Raw genomic sequence first — 16119 nt, forward strand, 5'->3', positions numbered from 1 at the left:
CTCAGAGATTCTGATACCAGATCGCGAGGACCGCGATCGGCGTGAGTACCAAACACATGCCGCGCCATGTCGGCACGAGCCAACGTGCGCGCATTCCACCAAGCACCGTGCGCGCCTGCGGCCAGATCCGCCAGCTGACAAGCGCCGCGACGAACAGGCCGCCCAGCGGCATGCCGATGTTCATCGCCGTGTAGTCCATGATGTCGAACAACGAGCGGCCGAAGACTTCGACATCCTTCCAGGCGCCGAACGATAGCGCGGCGGGAATGCCGGCGACGAAGGTGGCGATGGCCACCACCACGACCGCCCGGCGGCGCGGCCATGCGTATTCGTCGATCAGGAACGCCACCACCGGCTCGAGCAGCGACACGGATGAGGTCAGCGCCGCGAACAGCAGCAGCAGGAAAAACGCGATCGCGACCGCGTGGCCAAACGGCATCTGCGCGAAGATGGCGGGCATCGCGATGAAGGTCAGGCCAGGGCCGGCGTCGGGCGGCAGCCCAAAGGCGAACACGGCCGGCAATACCATCAACCCGGCAAGCAGACAGGCCAGCGTGGCCATCGAGCCCACCCATACGCAGGAACTCACGAGCGGCGCGTCTTTCGGCAAGTACGATCCGTAGGCAATGATGATGCCCGCGCCGAGCGACAGCGAGAAAAAGGCCAGGCCGAGCGCCTGGAGCAGCGATTCGCCGCTCAGTTGCGCGAAGTCGGGCATCAGGAAGTACGCCACGCCATCCATCGCGCCGGGCAAGGTCAGTGAACGCGCGATTACCATCAGCATCAGCACGAAGAGCGCCGGCATCAGGATCTTGCCCGCGCGTTCGATGCCCTTCTGCACACCGCCGATCACGACGACGGCGGTCGCGACGAGAAACAGGCCCGCAAACGCGAGTGCCTCCCAAGGATCGGCAATGAATGTGTTGAATTGACTGTGCAGGCGCGCGGTATCCGCCACCAGCGCTTCACCGGTAATGGAACGCAGCAGATAGGCAATCGTCCAACCGCCCACCACGCAGTAGAACGCCAGGATCAGGAACGCATTGAGCGCGGAAATGCGCCCCGCCCATGCCCATGCGCGCCCGCCAAGCATGCGGAATGCGGTCGTGGCCGAACGCCCCGTCAGCCGGCCAATGGTCATCTCGGCAAGGAGCAGCGCCAGGCCGAGCGTGAACACGCTGGCGAGATAGACGAGCAGGAACGCCCCGCCGCCGTGTTTGCCGACGACATACGGAAACTTCCAGACGGCGCCGAGACCGACGGCGGAGCCGGCGGCGGCAAGCACGAAGCCGGCACGCGAGCCCCAGCCCGCACGCGCCGGTTCAGCGGCGTTGCGCGATGCATGAGACGAAGCCAAGGAAATATCTGACACGGAAAATCCTCCGGAAAATGTGGGGTCGCAACGGTCGGTGGCGCCGTCGCTGAACACAGCCTAGCAAGATCGAGGGCCGCGTGCCGCCAACGTGGGCGCGCGCGCTGAGCGGCGTTTGATTCCGCCGCATGCCCCGGGTTCCGGGGGATGGGACGCTCGAGGGTTCACGGGCACCACTTTAAGAAATTGCCCTAAATCTTCCGAGAAAATGTAAACCGGTGTAACCATGACACACCCGTTTCATGTGCCATATCTGCACCGGCTCCCCGTGTTTGGTTCGGCGCCAGCGGCCGGACGTATCGGGCCACCTCACCCCATTACGGCAGAAGCTTGCGTGCTAACATCCCTGTTTTCGTTGCCACGACAAAGCCATGAAGCGCCCGGTGACCAATGACAAGCAGAATTCCGCAGCCGCGCCGGCATCGCCGGAAGGGCGCAGGAAATACGACGCCGAACAGACCAAGCGCAACATTCTGGATATCGCTACGCACGAATTCTCGACCATGGGCCTTTCGGGCGCGCGTGTCGACGCCATCGCCGAGCGCACGCACACCACAAAGCGCATGATCTATTACTACTTCGAGAGCAAGGAGAAGCTTTATGAAGCCGTGCTCGAGAAGGTCTACAGCGATATCCGCGTTCTCGAACAGGCATTGAACGTCGATGCCATGGCGCCGACGGAAGGCGTCCGCAAGCTTGTCGAGTTCTCCTTCGACTACCACGACAAGCATCGCGATTTCGTGCGCCTGGTGTCCATCGAGAACATTCACCAGGCAAAGTACGCAGAACAACTGGCGTCGTTCAAGGACCGCAATGCCCCGATCATCGCAACGCTTGAGTCCCTGTTGCAACGCGGCGCGCAGACCGGCGAGTTTCGAACGGGCGTAGATCCGCTCGATCTGCATCTCGTCATCAGCTCGTTCTGTTTCCACCGCATCGCAAACCGGTACACCTGGGCAGCGGCGTTCGGCCGCGACCCGTCGCACGCCCGCCTGCGCGCGCAGCACCGCGAAACGGCCGTGGAACTCGTGTTGCGCTACATTAGCGCCTGAGCCCGCGCCCACGGAAACCACCGAACGCGAAATGGCCCCGACACGCCTACGGCGTTCGGAGCCATTGTCATTGCGTCGGGTCAGTCTTCCAGCACGATGCGCTTGATGTCGCCGACCACGAAGATGTATGACAGTGCGCCCACGATGGCGATGGCACCGATGAGCGTGAGCGCCCATACGAACGACCCTGTCGCCGCGACGATAAAGCCGATCACGAGCGGCGTGACGATGCCAGCCAGGTTAGCCGCGAAGTTGAAGATGCCACCGGTCAGGCCCAGCAGGTTCTTCGGTGCGATATCGGACACCAGCGTCCAGCCCAGCGCTGCCATCCCTTGCGCGAAAAACGCCACCGACAGGATCGCGATCACGGCCGCGTTGTTGTCCACGTAGTTTGCCGCCACGATGCTCGACGCACCGAGCAGGCCCGCAATGATCGGCAGCTTGCGCGCCACGTTCGCGGAGCGCCCGCGGCGCAGCAGCCAATCGGAGAACGATCCGCCGAACATCACCCCCACCGAAGCCGCAATGAACGGCAAGATCGCAAAGAAGCCGATCTTCAGCCAGCCCATGTGGCGCTCCGTTGCCAGATACGTCGGGAACCACGTCAGGAAGAACACGAGCGTGGAATTGCCCGCGAATTGACCGATGCAGATGCCGAGCAGCTGGCGGCGGCGGATCAATTTGCCGACCGTCTTCCAGCTGAAAGGCTGACGCTCGGCGGCCGCCACCGGCGTTGCCGGCTCATCGCGTTGAATGTAGGCAAGCTCCGCAGCGTTGGCGCCCGGATGATCCTGCGGTTCACGATAGCAACGCCACCAGACCAGGCCGAACAGCACGCCGACGACGCCAACGGTGATGAACAGCGCCCGCCAGCCGAAAGCGCCTGCAATCGCGAACAACACCGGCGAGAAGAACGCCAGGCCGATGTACTCCCCTACCGTGTAGGTACCCGTGGCCATCGCGCGCTCGGTCTGCGGGAACCACGTGGCGACGACGCGACTGTTGACCGGGAAACACGGCGCCTCGGCCAGGCCCAGCCCCAATCGACACGCGATCAGTCCCCCAAGGCCGGTAACGAGACCGTGCGTGAGGGTGAACAGCGACCAGAAGGTCATCGACAGGTAGTAAGTGAGCTTGCTGCCGAAGCGGTCGAGAACGATACCGCCCGGCACCTGCGCCAATACGTAGCTCCACGAGAACATCGAGAACACGATGCCCATGACCGCGGCGCCGATGCCCAGCTCCTTGGTCAGTTGCGGCGCGGCCACACCGAGCACGGTGCGATCCAGGTAATTGATCATCGTGCCAATCGCAAGCAGCGCCAGGATCTTGTAGCGCGCGTTGGACTTGGTTCCGGAAAGGGTTGCTTCCATGGCCCGTTGGGCTGCGCCCCCCGTTCGGCCGCCCTGCTGGCCGGCACGTTGTGATGTGTACGACATGTCTCCTCCGTCTGGAATGGTATCAACTGGACAGCAAGCTTCGGAAGTGATCGAGCATGCGGTCTGGATTCGGCGTGATGCCCGTGTAGATCTGGAACGCATCGACCGCCTGGTAAACAGCCATGCCGCCACCGTTGAGCGTGCGGCATCCCGCTGCGCGCGCTGTCCGGATCAGTTCTGTTTCGATCGGAAAATACACAACGTCGGCCACCCACATCGACGACCGCAGCAGCTCGGCGGGGATGGGCATGCCCGGCAGCTTGGTCATACCGGTCGGCGTGGCGTGGATCACGCCATCCACGTTGTTCATGGCCTCGCGAATGTCGTTTGCACGAACCACGCGGGTGCCGGGAAAGCGCTCCTGCAGATCGTCGGCCAGGCGTTGCGCCCTGTCTGCGTCGACGTCGAACACGCGCAACTCGCGTGTGCCGAGCTTCATCGCCGCGTGCCCGACCGCGCATCCGGCGCCGCCCGAACCGATGAGCGCAACGCGTTCCGTCGCGACATCCGCAGGCAGTCCCTGGCGAAAGCTTCGATAAAAACCCGACCAGTCCGTGTTGTGGCCAATGCGACGACCGTTGCGGAGCACGACGGTATTCACGGCACCCAGTGCCTTCGCATCATCGGAGAGTTCGTCCAGCAGGCCAATGATTGCCTGCTTGCAAGGATAGGTCACGTTGAAGCCGTCGAAGCCGGCGTCCTCCAGCGACTTCACCAGTGCAGGGAGCGCAGTCGTGTCGCGCCCGAGCTCGGCGAGATCGATGCGGCGGTAGACATACGACACGCCCAGGCGCCTCGCCTCCTCCTCATGAATGGCCGGCGACAGCGACGCGGCGATGCCTTCGCCGATCAATCCGATCAGGAAGGACTTCGGCTCGACGCGCAAATCGTGATTCATGGTCAGCCCTCCCGGCGAGCGGCATGCTTCGCGAGATAGCGCAGCCCGTACTCATAGCCATCGGAACCGCATCCGCAGATCACGCACTTCGCCACCGGCGAAACGTATGAGCGGTGGCGGAACACCTCGCGCTGATGCACGTTCGACAAATGGACTTCGACGATCGGCAGGTCCGATGCCCTGAGCGCATCGGCAATAGCGACTGACGTATGCGTATAGGCGGCAGGGTTGATCACGATACCGTCGGCCTCGAGCCGCGCCGCATGGATCCAGTCGATCAACTGGTGTTCGGCATTGGACTGGAAGATCCGGACATCCATTTCCAGCCCCTGCGCCACGTTGCGACACTTCGCCTCGATATCGGCAAGCGTCTGTGCGCCATAGACGGCCGGCTCCCGCGTGCCCAGCAAGTTCAGATTCGGGCCGTTCAGTACCCACACCGACGGCTTCGTGCGATTCGACATCCCTTTACTCCTGTATTCGGTCCGACAGGCCCATCGTGACAGGGCGTTTGCGCGGTCAATCTCATGATCGGGTCAACGCATACACGCCGAGGGCTCCATCAGGTTTGTGACTTTAGGGACAAAATCGAGGCTCGTCATCAGGGGTTAACTCTAATTTGAACTATCTAGTTAGTTTCTTTATTATCCGAGTCATGCCATTGATTTAATGAAATAGTTTTACTCTATCAATGTTCTAACTGGTACGTGTAAAAATGATTTCGAGGGCAAATCTTCACTGTCGACGACGTCGGATTCCAGGCCGGCAAGCACCAGAACGGGTATGAAAACTTCTATCGCCACCGTTTCCCTGTCGGGCATGTTGCCCAGCAAGCTGACAGCCATCGCCGCCGCCGGATTCGACGGTTTCGAACTATTCGAAAACGATCTGCTCTACTTCGACGGCGCGCCCGGTACAGTGCGCTCGATGGCGTGCGACCTCGGTCTGGAGATCTATCTCTACCAGCCGTTTCGCGACTTCGAGGGCGTGAGTGCGGCGCAGCTCCAGCAAAACCTGGAGCGCGCCCGCCGCAAGTTCGACGTGATGCACGCGCTGGGGGTCGGCACGATGCTGGTCTGCAGCAACGTGTCGCCGCAGGTGATCAGGGACGACGCATTGGCGATCGATCAGCTTGGCGCCCTGGCCGAACTGGCGCGGCAATCGGACGTGCGTATCGCCTACGAGGCGCTGGCATGGGGCGCGTACGTTAACTCATACAAGCACGCGTGGCACCTCGTGCAGGCCGTTGGAAGCCCCTATCTGGGGCTCGGACTCGACAGCTTCCACACGCTGTCGATCGGCGACGATCTCGACATGCTGGCGCAGATTCCGGGCGACAAGCTTGCCTTCATGCAGGTGGCCGACGCTCCGGTGCGGAAGATGGATGTCCTGGAGTGGAGCCGGCACTATCGCTGCCTTCCCGGCCAGGGCGAACTCGACGTGACGGGGTTCGTCGCCACGGCGCTCGCCGCAGGCTACTGCGGACCGCTGTCTCTGGAGATTTTCAACGACGGGTTTCGCGCCGCACCCGCCGAGCTCACCGCACGAGATGGCCTCAGGTCGTTGCGCTTTCTCGAATCGCAAGCACGCGACGCCCTCGCGAGCGCCGCCAATACCGAAGCCGCCGGAACGCTCGCGCCCTTGCCGCCGGCACCTGCGTCGGCCGATCTGCAATTCCTGGAATTCGCGGTGGACGCCAATGCCAGCGCGACACTGACCACATGGCTGGAGAAGCTTGGCTTTCTGCGCATGGGGCGCCATCGATCCAAGGACGTCACGCTGTTCCAGCACGGGCGCGCATCGATCATTCTCAACGCCGAGCCCGATTCGTTCGCCAGCGCGTTCTTCATGCATCACGGCGTTTCCTTGTGCGCGTCCGCGTTTCGCATCGATTCGCCGCAGGAAGCCGCGATGCGGGCCACGAAGCTCGGCTACGCATTGTATGAAGGCAGGGTCGGACCGAACGAGCGCAATGTGCCTGCCGTGCTCGCGCCCGACAGCAGCCTGTTCTATCTCGTCGATGAGTTGCCCGATGCGCCCACGCTGTACGAATCGGATTTTCACTTGACCGATTTCGATGGACCCACCGAGGCGGGGCCGATCGTCGGCGTCGATCACGTGACCTTGTCGGTGCCCGGAGACACGCTGGACAGTTGGGTCCTGTTCTTTCGCGCGGCGTTCGGCTTCGTGGCGGAACATTCGGTGGTCCTGCACGACCCGTTCGGCCAGATCCAGAGCAAGGCGATTCGCAGCCGGGACGGCACCGTGCGCATCGTGCTGAATGCATCGGTCGACCCGCGCACGATCCATTCGGAGACGATCTCAGCCTACAAGGGCTCCGGCCTGAGCCACGTCGCGTTCCGGACGACCGACATCGCATTCGCGATCCGCCGGCTCGAGGACGATGGCGTGCCGATGCTGCGCATAGCGCAGAGCTACTACAACGACATCGCGGCGCGCTTCAATCTCGACGACGCATTCGTAAACGTCCTGCGCAAGCACAACATCTTGTATGACCGCGACGTCAACGGCGAGGAATTCCTGCACGCCTATACCGAGCAAGTCGATCACCGCTTCTTCTTTGAATTGGTCGAGCGCCGTGGCGCGTACGACGGTTACGGTGCCCCCAATGCCGCCGTCCGTCTGGCCGCCCAGGCCACTCACCGGGGATAGTCCGCGGTAAAGCGGCAAAACCCGACAGCAACACACATCAATAAACGGAAAGGAGATGTTTCATGAGCAGGACACGTCAGTGCAGGCGGCCGGCCGCCATGGCAGCAGGCATGTTGATCGCCGGCGCAGCGTCCGCGCAAACCAGCGTCTCGCTGTACGGCATGGTCGACGACGCCATCACGTATGTGAATAATCAGAACGGGGCAAAGAACATCTATCTGCGCCAGGGCAATCTTTACGCATCGAAGTGGGGCCTGCGCGGCCGTGAGGATCTTGGCGGCGGTACCGCAGCCATCTTTGACCTGCAAGCCGGCTTCGATCTGAACACTGGCGCCGCGTCGAGCGCGGGCTTGCTGTTCAACCGCCTGTCGTTTGTCGGTCTGCAACACTCATCGGCGGGCACGCTGACGTTGGGCCGGCAATACACGCCCTATTATTCGTTTGTCGGCCCGCTCACGGGCAGTAACTTCCTGACCGGCGCGACCGGCGCCCATCCGGGCGATATCGACGGTCTCGATACGACGATCCGCATCAACAATTCGGTCGTTTATACGACGCCGGCATACGCGGGCCTGCAGGCAAGCTTCATGTACGCGCTCGCCGGAATTGCCGGCAGCACGGGCAAAGGCAGTACCCTCAGCGGCGCGCTGCGCTATGACAACGGCCCGGTATCGTTAGGCGCGGCCTATCTGCGCCTGAATAATGCGGCACGAACGGCAGGCTTTGATCCCACGTCAACCGGATCGTTCGGCACCTCCGTGTTGAACCAGGGTTATGTCAGCGCCCGCGCGATCGAACAATGGGCGGCAGCAGGCACCTATACGTTCGGCAATCTGCTCGTCGGCGCGAATTACTCGAATGTCCGGTACGAACCCGGTGCGAATTCGATCTTCGCCAACACGGCGGTCTTCAACACGATTGGCGTGCTCGGTGTCTACAAGCTCACGCCGGTGTTCGACGTCGGCGCGGGGTATTCGTACACGACGGCGTCCAGGGCGAACGGCATTTCGGATAGCGCGCGTTATCACCAGTTCTCGCTGCGGGAGTATTACCACCTCTCGAAGCGTACGACCCTTTACGCGCTGCAGGCCTATCAGCACGCTAACGGACAGACCCTTGGCAAGAACGGGGCCGGCAATATTGTTGCCGCCTCACCCGCGGTTGGCGACTCGCAGAATCTGACCGGTTCCAGCACTTCCGGACAATTCGTCGGAATGGTGGGTATGGCTGTGGTTTTCTAACGGCATCGAGGGGATCAGTGAAGCGCAAACGCACCTGCCACCAAAACCTCATGCCAGTAAGCGTAATACTCATGGGCTTACCCTTCGAGCACGGCAGGCAGGGCCGGCCGTTTGAAGGTCAGTGACCGAGCTCGGCCTCTCCGGCAGAGGCCGAGCGGGTGCCCGGCGTGGGCGGATTGCTCGCGCCGCGATAGGCGAACACGACGGAGAACTTCGGTTCCGTGCCGTGGTTGGGTCCCGCCGCGTGGAACAGGCCGCTGTGAAACAGCACGACGTCGCCCGCCGCCAGTTCCACCTGGATGCCGCGTTCCACCAGCGGCTGGTTTTCGGGCACTTCCGGACGCAGGAAATCGAGCGAATCGAGCTGATGCGGCCCGATCGCCTCGCGATGCGAGCCGGGGATGAAACGCAACGCACCGTTCGCCCGCGTCTCGGGGCCAAGGGCCAGCCAGACGGACACGAGTTCGTTGCGCGGGAACGACCAATAGCGGATATCGCGATGCCAGCCGGTGGCGGTGCCGAACGCCGGGTGTTTTGTCATAACGCAGTTGTGGTGCGCGAGCGTCAGCACGACATCCTCACCGAAAATCTGGGCGAGCGATGTCACCAGATCCGGGTGCGTGGCCCAGTTGCGCAAGGCCTCGCCCCGATCGTAGGCCTTCAGGAGCCGGCGCACGGTGTGCCCGCCCTCGGCCTCGCGCGAGGTCGGCGCGCCCGCATAGCCGACATCCGCCTCGAACTCGATCGGCCCGCTGGCTTCCTTCAACTGGCGCTTCGCGTCGGCCAGGATCGCCTCGCGCCGTTGCGCCGGCACGTAGTGCGGCAGGATCAGAAACCCTTTGTCGTGGAATTCGGCGAGTTGCCCAGCGGTGAGTGCCATGCGTGTTGCCCTTATGCCGCGCGTTTTCGGCGGCGGCCGTTGCCCACGGAAGCGAGTGTCGCGGCCTGTACCGTGGCGGGCTCCGGCTCGGCGATTTGCGGCACGTCGGTCCCGGGCAGCGACGGTTGCGCCGCGCTGGCCGGACGCGGCAAATCCGGCGTATCGACAACGCTGCGCAGGCGGTCGAGCTCACGCGTGAGCTTGGCCAACTGATATTCGAGCTGGCAGTTCTTGCGGTACAGCGTTCGCATTTTCTGGCTGAGCGCCTGCGTCTGTGTCCAGTAATCCGGATACATGACGAAACGCCCATCCGGGCGCTCGACAACGCCCAGCCCGCTCTGGCCCATCACATCGATGGTTTCCAGCGCGAAGCGTCGAACTTTTTTTACCGTACCTGCCGCCATTTTTTCCTACAGTCTCAGCCTGAGAGAGTCAGGCGCGGCATTTTGCCATGAATTCGGCCCGGCCGGGCAGCAAACCCGGGCCGGGCCGATGAATATTTTTTTGCCGCCGGGGCCCTAGGCGCAAGGCGCCGCAGCCAATTACGGCTTGGAAGCGCCCGGCGCCGGCGTCTTGGCGGTGTCGATCGACACCGGGTCGCTCGCCGGGAAGGTTTCCTCAAGCGCTTCGTCGAGATCGTGTTCGCGCTGATCTTCGTCCTTCGGATTGGCCGGGTGGGTATTCTGACTCGGGCTATCGTGACTCGGGGTATCGCGCATCGAAGCCTCCGGATAAAGGCCGCCGATTCGAACGGCCGACAGGGTCATGATACTCCGCCCCGCCGGTTCATTCAGGCGTGCGGGGTCAGCCGTGCCCGATGCTGCTGCAACGCCTCGCGCACGAGTTGATGCATTTCCGCTTCGGCCGGCGTGCCTAGCATATCGAGAATCTGGGTCCGCATGCGCGGGTCCCAGAATTTGTGGAGATGGCCGGCCACTTCGCCGACCGCTTCATCATGGTCCGGCATCGAACCGAAAAAATCGCCGATGCTGTTGGCCATCCGCACCAGATTGTGTCCGTCCATCGTTCTGCGCTCCTGCTACACGATACTTGGATACTTTTAGATACTTGCATTGTCTTCAACCACGTTCGCGCCACCCGTATAGACGACGCACTGTGCCCCGCGCACGAACCCGACCAGCGTAATGCCGGCCGCCTCGGCCGTGCGCGCCGCCAACGCGGTCGCCGCCGACACGGCCGCGACCAGCGGAATCCCGACTTGCGCCGACTTCTGCACGATTTCCACGCTCGCCCGGCTCGTCATGAGCACGAATCCCCCGGTGCGCTCGGCGTCCGCCTTGGCAAGCGCGCCGATCAGTTTGTCCAGCGCGTTGTGACGGCCGACGTCCTCGCGGAACATGACGATCTCGCCCGCCGGCGTACACCACGCCGCACCATGCACGGCGCCCGTGCGCTGATTCAACGGTTGGCTCGCCGCGAGCGCGGCGTGGGCCCGGGCCAATGCCGAGCGCGTCACACGCAACCGCGGCGGCGCATCCGGCAAGGGTCGCAAGACCTGATCGAGACTTTCCGTGCCGCACAGACCGCAACCGGTACGCCCGGTCAGATTGCGCCGCCGTTCCTTGAGGCCTGCAAAGGCCCGCGACGCAATCTCCAGATGCGCGGTGATCCCGGCCGCCGAGGCCGTCACATCAATGCCGTAGCACTCGCTGCGCGTCGCGAGAATCCCTTCCGACAGCGAGAAGCCGAGCGCGAAATCCTCCACGTCGGCGGGCGTCGCCAGCATCACGACGTGAGAAATGCCATTGAATTCCAGCGCCACCGGCACTTCCTCGGCGAGATCGTCGAGCGCTTCGTGCCATGCGCCCTGCCGGTAGCGGCGCACGGCGCGGCGCTCGTGGGTCGCGAACGATTCGGGCGCCACCGGGGCCGCGCACGAGTCGTGCGCCGCGCCTGCATCATGCGCCCGACGATCCGTCATCGTGTCGTGTTGCACTCCCGCCTCCTATTTCGCCGCCAGCGTGTCGGCCGGCGCGCGCGCCGCGTCGAGCAGATCGAGTTGCGTGCGGTTGAAATCCGAATACTGGCGCTGCCATTCGGATGGCTGCGCCACCGGCAGCACCTGCACTGCCGTGACCTTGTATTCGGGGCAGTTCGTCGCCCAGTCAGAGTTGTCTGTCGTGATGACATTCGCGCCCGACTCCGGGAAGTGGAATGTCGTGTAAACCACGCCCGGCTGCATCCGTTCACTGACCACGGCCCGCAGCACCGTCTCGCCGGCGCGGCTCTTGATGCCGACCCAGTCATTGTCCCTGATCCCGCGATCTTCTGCATCGACCGGGTGAATTTCCAGACGGTCCTCGTCGTGCCATTGCACGTTTTCCGTACGCCGTGTCTGCGCGCCGACGTTGTACTGCGACAGGATCCGGCCGGTCGTCAGTAGCAACGGATAGCGCGGTGTGACCTTCTCGTCCGTCGGCACGTATTGCGTGATCATGAAACGCCCCTTGCCGCGCACAAAATGGTCGACGTGCATGATCGGCGTGCCGTCGGGCGCTTCGTCGTTGCACGGCCATTGCAGGCTGCCGGCCTCGTCGAGGCGGGCATAGCTCACCCCATGGAACGTCGGCGTCAGGCGCGCGATCTCGTCCATGATCTCGGACGGATGACGGTAGTTCATCTCATAGCCGAGCCGCTTGGCAAGTTCGATAGTGACCTCCCAATCGGCCAGGCCCGGCATGGGCGCCATCACGCGGCGCACGCGCGAAATGCGCCGCTCCGCGTTCGTGAACGTGCCGTCCTTTTCGAGGAACGTCGTGCCCGGCAGCAGGACGTGAGCGTACTTGGCCGTTTCGTTCAGGAAAATGTCCTGCACGACGATGCATTCCATCGATTCCATGGCCGCCGCCACGTGGTGCGTGTTCGGATCGGACTGGACAATGTCCTCGCCCTGGCAATACAGTCCCTTGAACGAGCCGTGGATGGCCGCATCGAACATGTTCGGGATGCGAAGGCCCGGCTCCGGCTGGAGCGTGACGCCCCACGCTGCTTCGAAAAGATCGCGCACGCTGCTGTCGCTCACGTGCCGGTAGCCCGGCAGCTCATGCGGGAACGAGCCCATGTCGCACGACCCCTGCACATTGTTCTGGCCGCGCAGCGGATTGACGCCGACGCCCTCGCGCCCCACGTTGCCGGTGGCCATCGCCAGATTGGCAATGCCCATGACCGTGGTCGAGCCTTGCGAGTGTTCGGTAACGCCCAGACCGTAGTAGATCGCGGCGTTGCCGCCGCTCGCATACAGGCGCGCGGCGCCGCGTATCTGCGCAGCCGGCACGCCGGTCACGTCCGCCATCGCTTCGGGCGAGTTTTCGGCACGCGCGACGAATTCACGCCATTGATGGAAGGCGCGATCCTCGCAGCGCTCGGCGATGAAGGCGTCGGCCAGCAGCCCTTCGGTGACGATCACGTGTGCAAGCGCATTGACCATCGCCACGTTCGTGCCCGGACGCAACGGCAGGTGGAAATCGGCCTTGATGTGCGGCCCGTCCACGATATCGATGCGGCGCGGATCGATCACGATCAGCTTGGCGCCCTCGCGCACGCGGCGCTTCAGGCGCGACGCGAACACCGGGTGACCGTCGGTCGGGTTCGCGCCCATCACGAGGATGACGTCCGTGTGCTCGATCGACTTGAAGGTTTGCGTGCCCGCCGATTCGCCGAGCGTCTGCTTGAGACCGTAGCCGGTCGGCGAATGACACACGCGGGCGCACGTATCGACATTGTTGTTGCCGAACGCCGCCCGCACGAGCTTCTGTACGAGATACGTCTCTTCGTTCGTGCAGCGCGAGGACGTAATGCCGCCGATCGAATCGCGGCCGTATTTGGCCTGGATCCGCCTGAATTCGGATGCCGCGTAATCGAGCGCTTCGTCCCACGATACTTCGCGCCAAGGGTCCGTGATCTTCGCGCGGATCATCGGGCGGCGGATGCGCTCCTTGTGCGTGGCGTAACCCCACGCGAAGCGGCCCTTGACGCAGGCGTGGCCCTCATTGGCCAAGCCATCCTTGTAGGGCGTCATGCGCACCACCTCGCCGCCCTTCATCTCCGCCTTGAACGCGCAACCGACGCCGCAGTAGGCGCAGGTCGTCACCACGGCGTGTTCGGGCTGGCCCATGTGGATGATGGACTTTTCCTGCAATGTCGCCGTCGGACATGCCGCGACGCACGCGCCGCACGACACGCATTCGGAGTCGAGGAACGATTCGTCCTGCCCTGCCGAGACGCGCGATTCGAAGCCGCGCCCGGAGATGGTCAGCGCGAAGGTGCCTTGGGTTTCCTCGCAAGCGCGCACGCAGCGATTGCACACGATGCACTTCGACGGATCGTAGGTGAAGTACGGATTCGATTCGTCTTTTTCGCTGCAGAGATGATTGTCGCCGTCAAAGCCGTAGCGCACTTCGCGCAAGCCGGTGACGCCAGCCATGTCCTGCAGCTCGCAATCGCCGTTGGCGGCGCACGTGAGGCAATCGAGCGGGTGGTCGGAGATATACAACTCCATCACATTGCGGCGCAGGTCCTGCAATTTCGGGGACTGCGTACGTACCTTCATGCCCGCTTCCACGGGCGTGGTGCACGACGCGGGGTAGCCGCGCCGGCCTTCGATCTCGACCAGGCACAGGCGGCACGAACCGAAGGGTTCGAGACTGTCGGTGGCGCACAGCTTGGGCACGTTGACGCCGTCTTCCGCGGCGGCGCGCATGATCGACGTGCCGGCCGGCACCGTGACCTGGCGGCCGTCGATTTCAAGGGTAACTTCCTGGACGGATTCGCGGCGCGGCGTGCCGAAGTCGGCGCCGTGACCTGGGGTGACCGTGTTGCGCATGGGCATCTCCGGGGATAACGTAGGGGCCATGAGTCTGCTTGGGCCTGAAATGACGGATGTGGGCCTTCTCAGGCGGCTTTGGCGGATGCGTCGGGCACGAGGCCGAAATCGGCCGGAAAATGATCGAGCGCGGACAGCACCGGGAACGGTGTCATGCCGCCCATCGCGCACAGCGAGCCGTTGACCATCGTGTCGCACAGGTCTCGCAACAGCGTGATCTGCTTGGCCGACGTGTCGCCGCCGCGGATGCGGTCAATGACCTCGACCCCGCGCGTGGAGCCGATGCGGCACGGCGTGCACTTGCCGCACGATTCGAGCGCGCAGAACTTCATCGCGTACCCGGCGAGCGCGGCCAGGTCGGCGGTGTCGTCATGCACCACCACGCCACCGTGCCCGACCACCGCACCGACGGCGGCATAGGCTTCGTAGTCGAGCGGAATATCCCACTGCGACGGCGGCAGGTACGCGCCAAGCGGGCCGCCGACCTGGATTGCCTTGGCGGGCCGGCCGCTGGCCGTACCTGCGCCGAAGTCTTCCAGCAGCGTGCGCAGCGTGACGCCGAAGGCCAGCTCAATGAGTCCGCCGCGGCGCACGTTGCCCGCCAGCTGTACCGGCAGCGTGCCCTGCGAGCGGCCGATCCCGAAATTGCGATAGTGCTCGGCCCCCTTGGCGAAGACGACCGGTACGCTCGCGAGCGTAACGACGTTGTTGATCAGCGTCGGCTGCCCGAACAAACCCGAAAGCGCCGGAATCGGCGGCTTGGCGCGCACCACGCCGCGCTTGCCTTCGATGCTTTCGAGCATCGCCGTTTCTTCGCCGCAGATATAGGCCCCCGCCGCACGCACCACACGCAGGTCGAAGGTCTTGCCCGAGCCGAGGACGTCCGCGCCCAGCCAGCCTGCACGGCGCGCCTCGGCGCATGCGGCCTCGAGCGCGGCGACGGCGTGCGGATATTCGCTGCGAACGTAGATCACGCCTTGCGTCGCGCCGACGCACACACCTGAGATGGTCATCCCTTCGATCAATACGAAGGGATCGCTCTCCATGAGCAGCCGATCGGCAAACGTGCCCGAATCGCCCTCGTCCGCGTTGCACACGACATATTTCTGCGCGGCCTGCGCCCGGCTGACCGTGCGCCACTTGATGCCGGCGGGGAACGCCGCGCCGCCCCGGCCGCGCAACCCCGAGTCGAGCACGGTCTGGCAGGCGGCCTCCGGGTCGAGCGCGAGCGCCGCGCGCAAGCCGGCCAGGCCGCCATGCGCTTCGTAATCGGCAGGATCGAGTGGATCGGTGATGCCGATGCGCGCGAAGGTCAGGCGTTGCTGCCCGGAAAGATACGGCATGGCGTCGACGATGCCGATGCAGGCAGGCGCGGCGGCCTCCCACGCGCCGTCGTACGCGGCCGGGTCAACCGGCAGCAACGCGTGGGACTCGGCCGTCACCGGCCAGCCGGTGTCGAACAGGGCCGCGACCTGATCCGCGCGCACATTCGCGTAGCCGACCCGGCCTGAAGGCGTCGCAACCTCGACCAGCGGTTCGAGCCACAACAGTCCGCGCGAACCGTTGCGCACGATGTCGACGGCAATGCCGCGGCGCGCGGCTTCATCGGCCACCGCGGCGGCGACACGATCTGCGCCAAGCGCAAGCGCTGCCGAGTCGCGGGGAATGTAGAGGCGCAACGTGCGCGACGCCGGGTGCCCGGCAGACACCGGTGCGGAGTG

At 64.0% G+C, this 16119-nt stretch carries 13 protein-coding genes and 1 pseudogene; 3 read left to right on the forward strand and 11 right to left on the reverse strand.

Features of this window, described 5'->3' with window-relative positions; all coding sequences use genetic code 11:
• Window position 1: 1 nt before the first annotated feature.
• A complete protein-coding gene (locus tag PTE30175_RS03295) occupies window positions 2-1372 on the reverse strand; it encodes a sodium-dependent transporter (RefSeq protein ID WP_150695613.1) in 1371 nt (456 codons plus the stop codon).
• Window positions 1373-1743: 371 nt separating this feature from the next.
• Here PTE30175_RS03295 and PTE30175_RS03300 point away from each other — a divergent pair, with 371 nt between their 5' ends.
• Window positions 1744-2424 (forward strand): TetR/AcrR family transcriptional regulator, encoded by a 681-nt coding sequence (locus PTE30175_RS03300; protein ID WP_150695614.1) that lies wholly within the window; start codon window positions 1744-1746, stop codon window positions 2422-2424.
• An 80-nt stretch (window positions 2425-2504) separates the two neighbouring features.
• Here PTE30175_RS03300 and PTE30175_RS03305 read toward each other — a convergent pair.
• From PTE30175_RS03305 to aroQ, 3 genes and pseudogenes are all read right to left on the reverse strand, one after another.
• Window positions 2505-3770: pseudogene (locus PTE30175_RS03305) on the reverse strand (MFS transporter); the annotation flags it as partial.
• A 115-nt stretch (window positions 3771-3885) separates the two neighbouring features.
• Complete coding sequence (locus tag PTE30175_RS03310; protein ID WP_150695615.1) at window positions 3886-4761, reverse strand: shikimate dehydrogenase; 876 nt, start codon at window positions 4759-4761, stop codon at window positions 3886-3888.
• Window positions 4762-4763: 2 nt separating this feature from the next.
• On the reverse strand, window positions 4764-5225 hold the full coding sequence (gene aroQ / locus PTE30175_RS03315; protein ID WP_150695616.1) for a type II 3-dehydroquinate dehydratase: 462 nt from the start codon (window positions 5223-5225) through the stop codon (window positions 4764-4766).
• Window positions 5226-5544: 319 nt separating this feature from the next.
• Between aroQ and PTE30175_RS03320 the strand changes: the two genes are divergently transcribed.
• Window positions 5545-7434: a bifunctional sugar phosphate isomerase/epimerase/4-hydroxyphenylpyruvate dioxygenase family protein gene (locus PTE30175_RS03320; protein WP_150695617.1), complete on the forward strand. Its 1890-nt coding sequence runs from the start codon at window positions 5545-5547 to the stop codon at window positions 7432-7434.
• Window positions 7435-7496: 62 nt separating this feature from the next.
• Window positions 7497-8675: a porin gene (locus PTE30175_RS03325; protein WP_150695618.1), complete on the forward strand. Its 1179-nt coding sequence runs from the start codon at window positions 7497-7499 to the stop codon at window positions 8673-8675.
• Between the two features lie 118 nt (window positions 8676-8793).
• Here the strand turns inward: PTE30175_RS03325 and PTE30175_RS03330 are convergent, their stop codons facing one another.
• The 7 genes from PTE30175_RS03330 to PTE30175_RS03360 all read right to left on the reverse strand — a co-directional run bounded on the left by PTE30175_RS03330 (window position 8794) and on the right by PTE30175_RS03360 (window position 16077).
• Entirely contained in the window at window positions 8794-9555 is a 762-nt protein-coding gene (locus tag PTE30175_RS03330) for a phytanoyl-CoA dioxygenase family protein (protein WP_150695619.1), read from the reverse strand.
• Between the two features lie 11 nt (window positions 9556-9566).
• The gene (locus PTE30175_RS03335; RefSeq protein ID WP_150695620.1) at window positions 9567-9959 is read right to left on the reverse strand and encodes a hypothetical protein; all 393 of its coding nucleotides are present in this window, start codon (window positions 9957-9959) and stop codon (window positions 9567-9569) included.
• A gap of 138 nt (window positions 9960-10097) precedes the next feature.
• Complete coding sequence (locus PTE30175_RS03340) at window positions 10098-10322, reverse strand: hypothetical protein (RefSeq protein WP_150695621.1); 225 nt, start codon at window positions 10320-10322, stop codon at window positions 10098-10100.
• A gap of 23 nt (window positions 10323-10345) precedes the next feature.
• The gene (locus PTE30175_RS03345; protein WP_150695622.1) at window positions 10346-10579 is read right to left on the reverse strand and encodes a formate dehydrogenase subunit delta; all 234 of its coding nucleotides are present in this window, start codon (window positions 10577-10579) and stop codon (window positions 10346-10348) included.
• A gap of 36 nt (window positions 10580-10615) precedes the next feature.
• Complete coding sequence (gene fdhD, locus PTE30175_RS03350) at window positions 10616-11512, reverse strand: formate dehydrogenase accessory sulfurtransferase FdhD (RefSeq protein ID WP_224788576.1); 897 nt, start codon at window positions 11510-11512, stop codon at window positions 10616-10618.
• Window positions 11513-11521: 9 nt separating this feature from the next.
• Window positions 11522-14398, reverse strand: coding sequence for a formate dehydrogenase subunit alpha (gene fdhF / locus PTE30175_RS03355; RefSeq protein WP_224788577.1), 2877 nt, complete (start codon window positions 14396-14398; stop codon window positions 11522-11524).
• Window positions 14399-14466: 68 nt separating this feature from the next.
• Window positions 14467-16077, reverse strand: a complete 1611-nt coding sequence (locus PTE30175_RS03360; protein WP_150695748.1) for a formate dehydrogenase beta subunit — start codon at window positions 16075-16077, stop codon at window positions 14467-14469.
• Window positions 16078-16119 lie beyond the last annotated feature (42 nt).

The sequence above is a fragment of the Pandoraea terrae genome, from assembly GCF_902459695.1.
GTDB lineage: Bacteria > Pseudomonadota > Gammaproteobacteria > Burkholderiales > Burkholderiaceae > Pandoraea > Pandoraea terrae.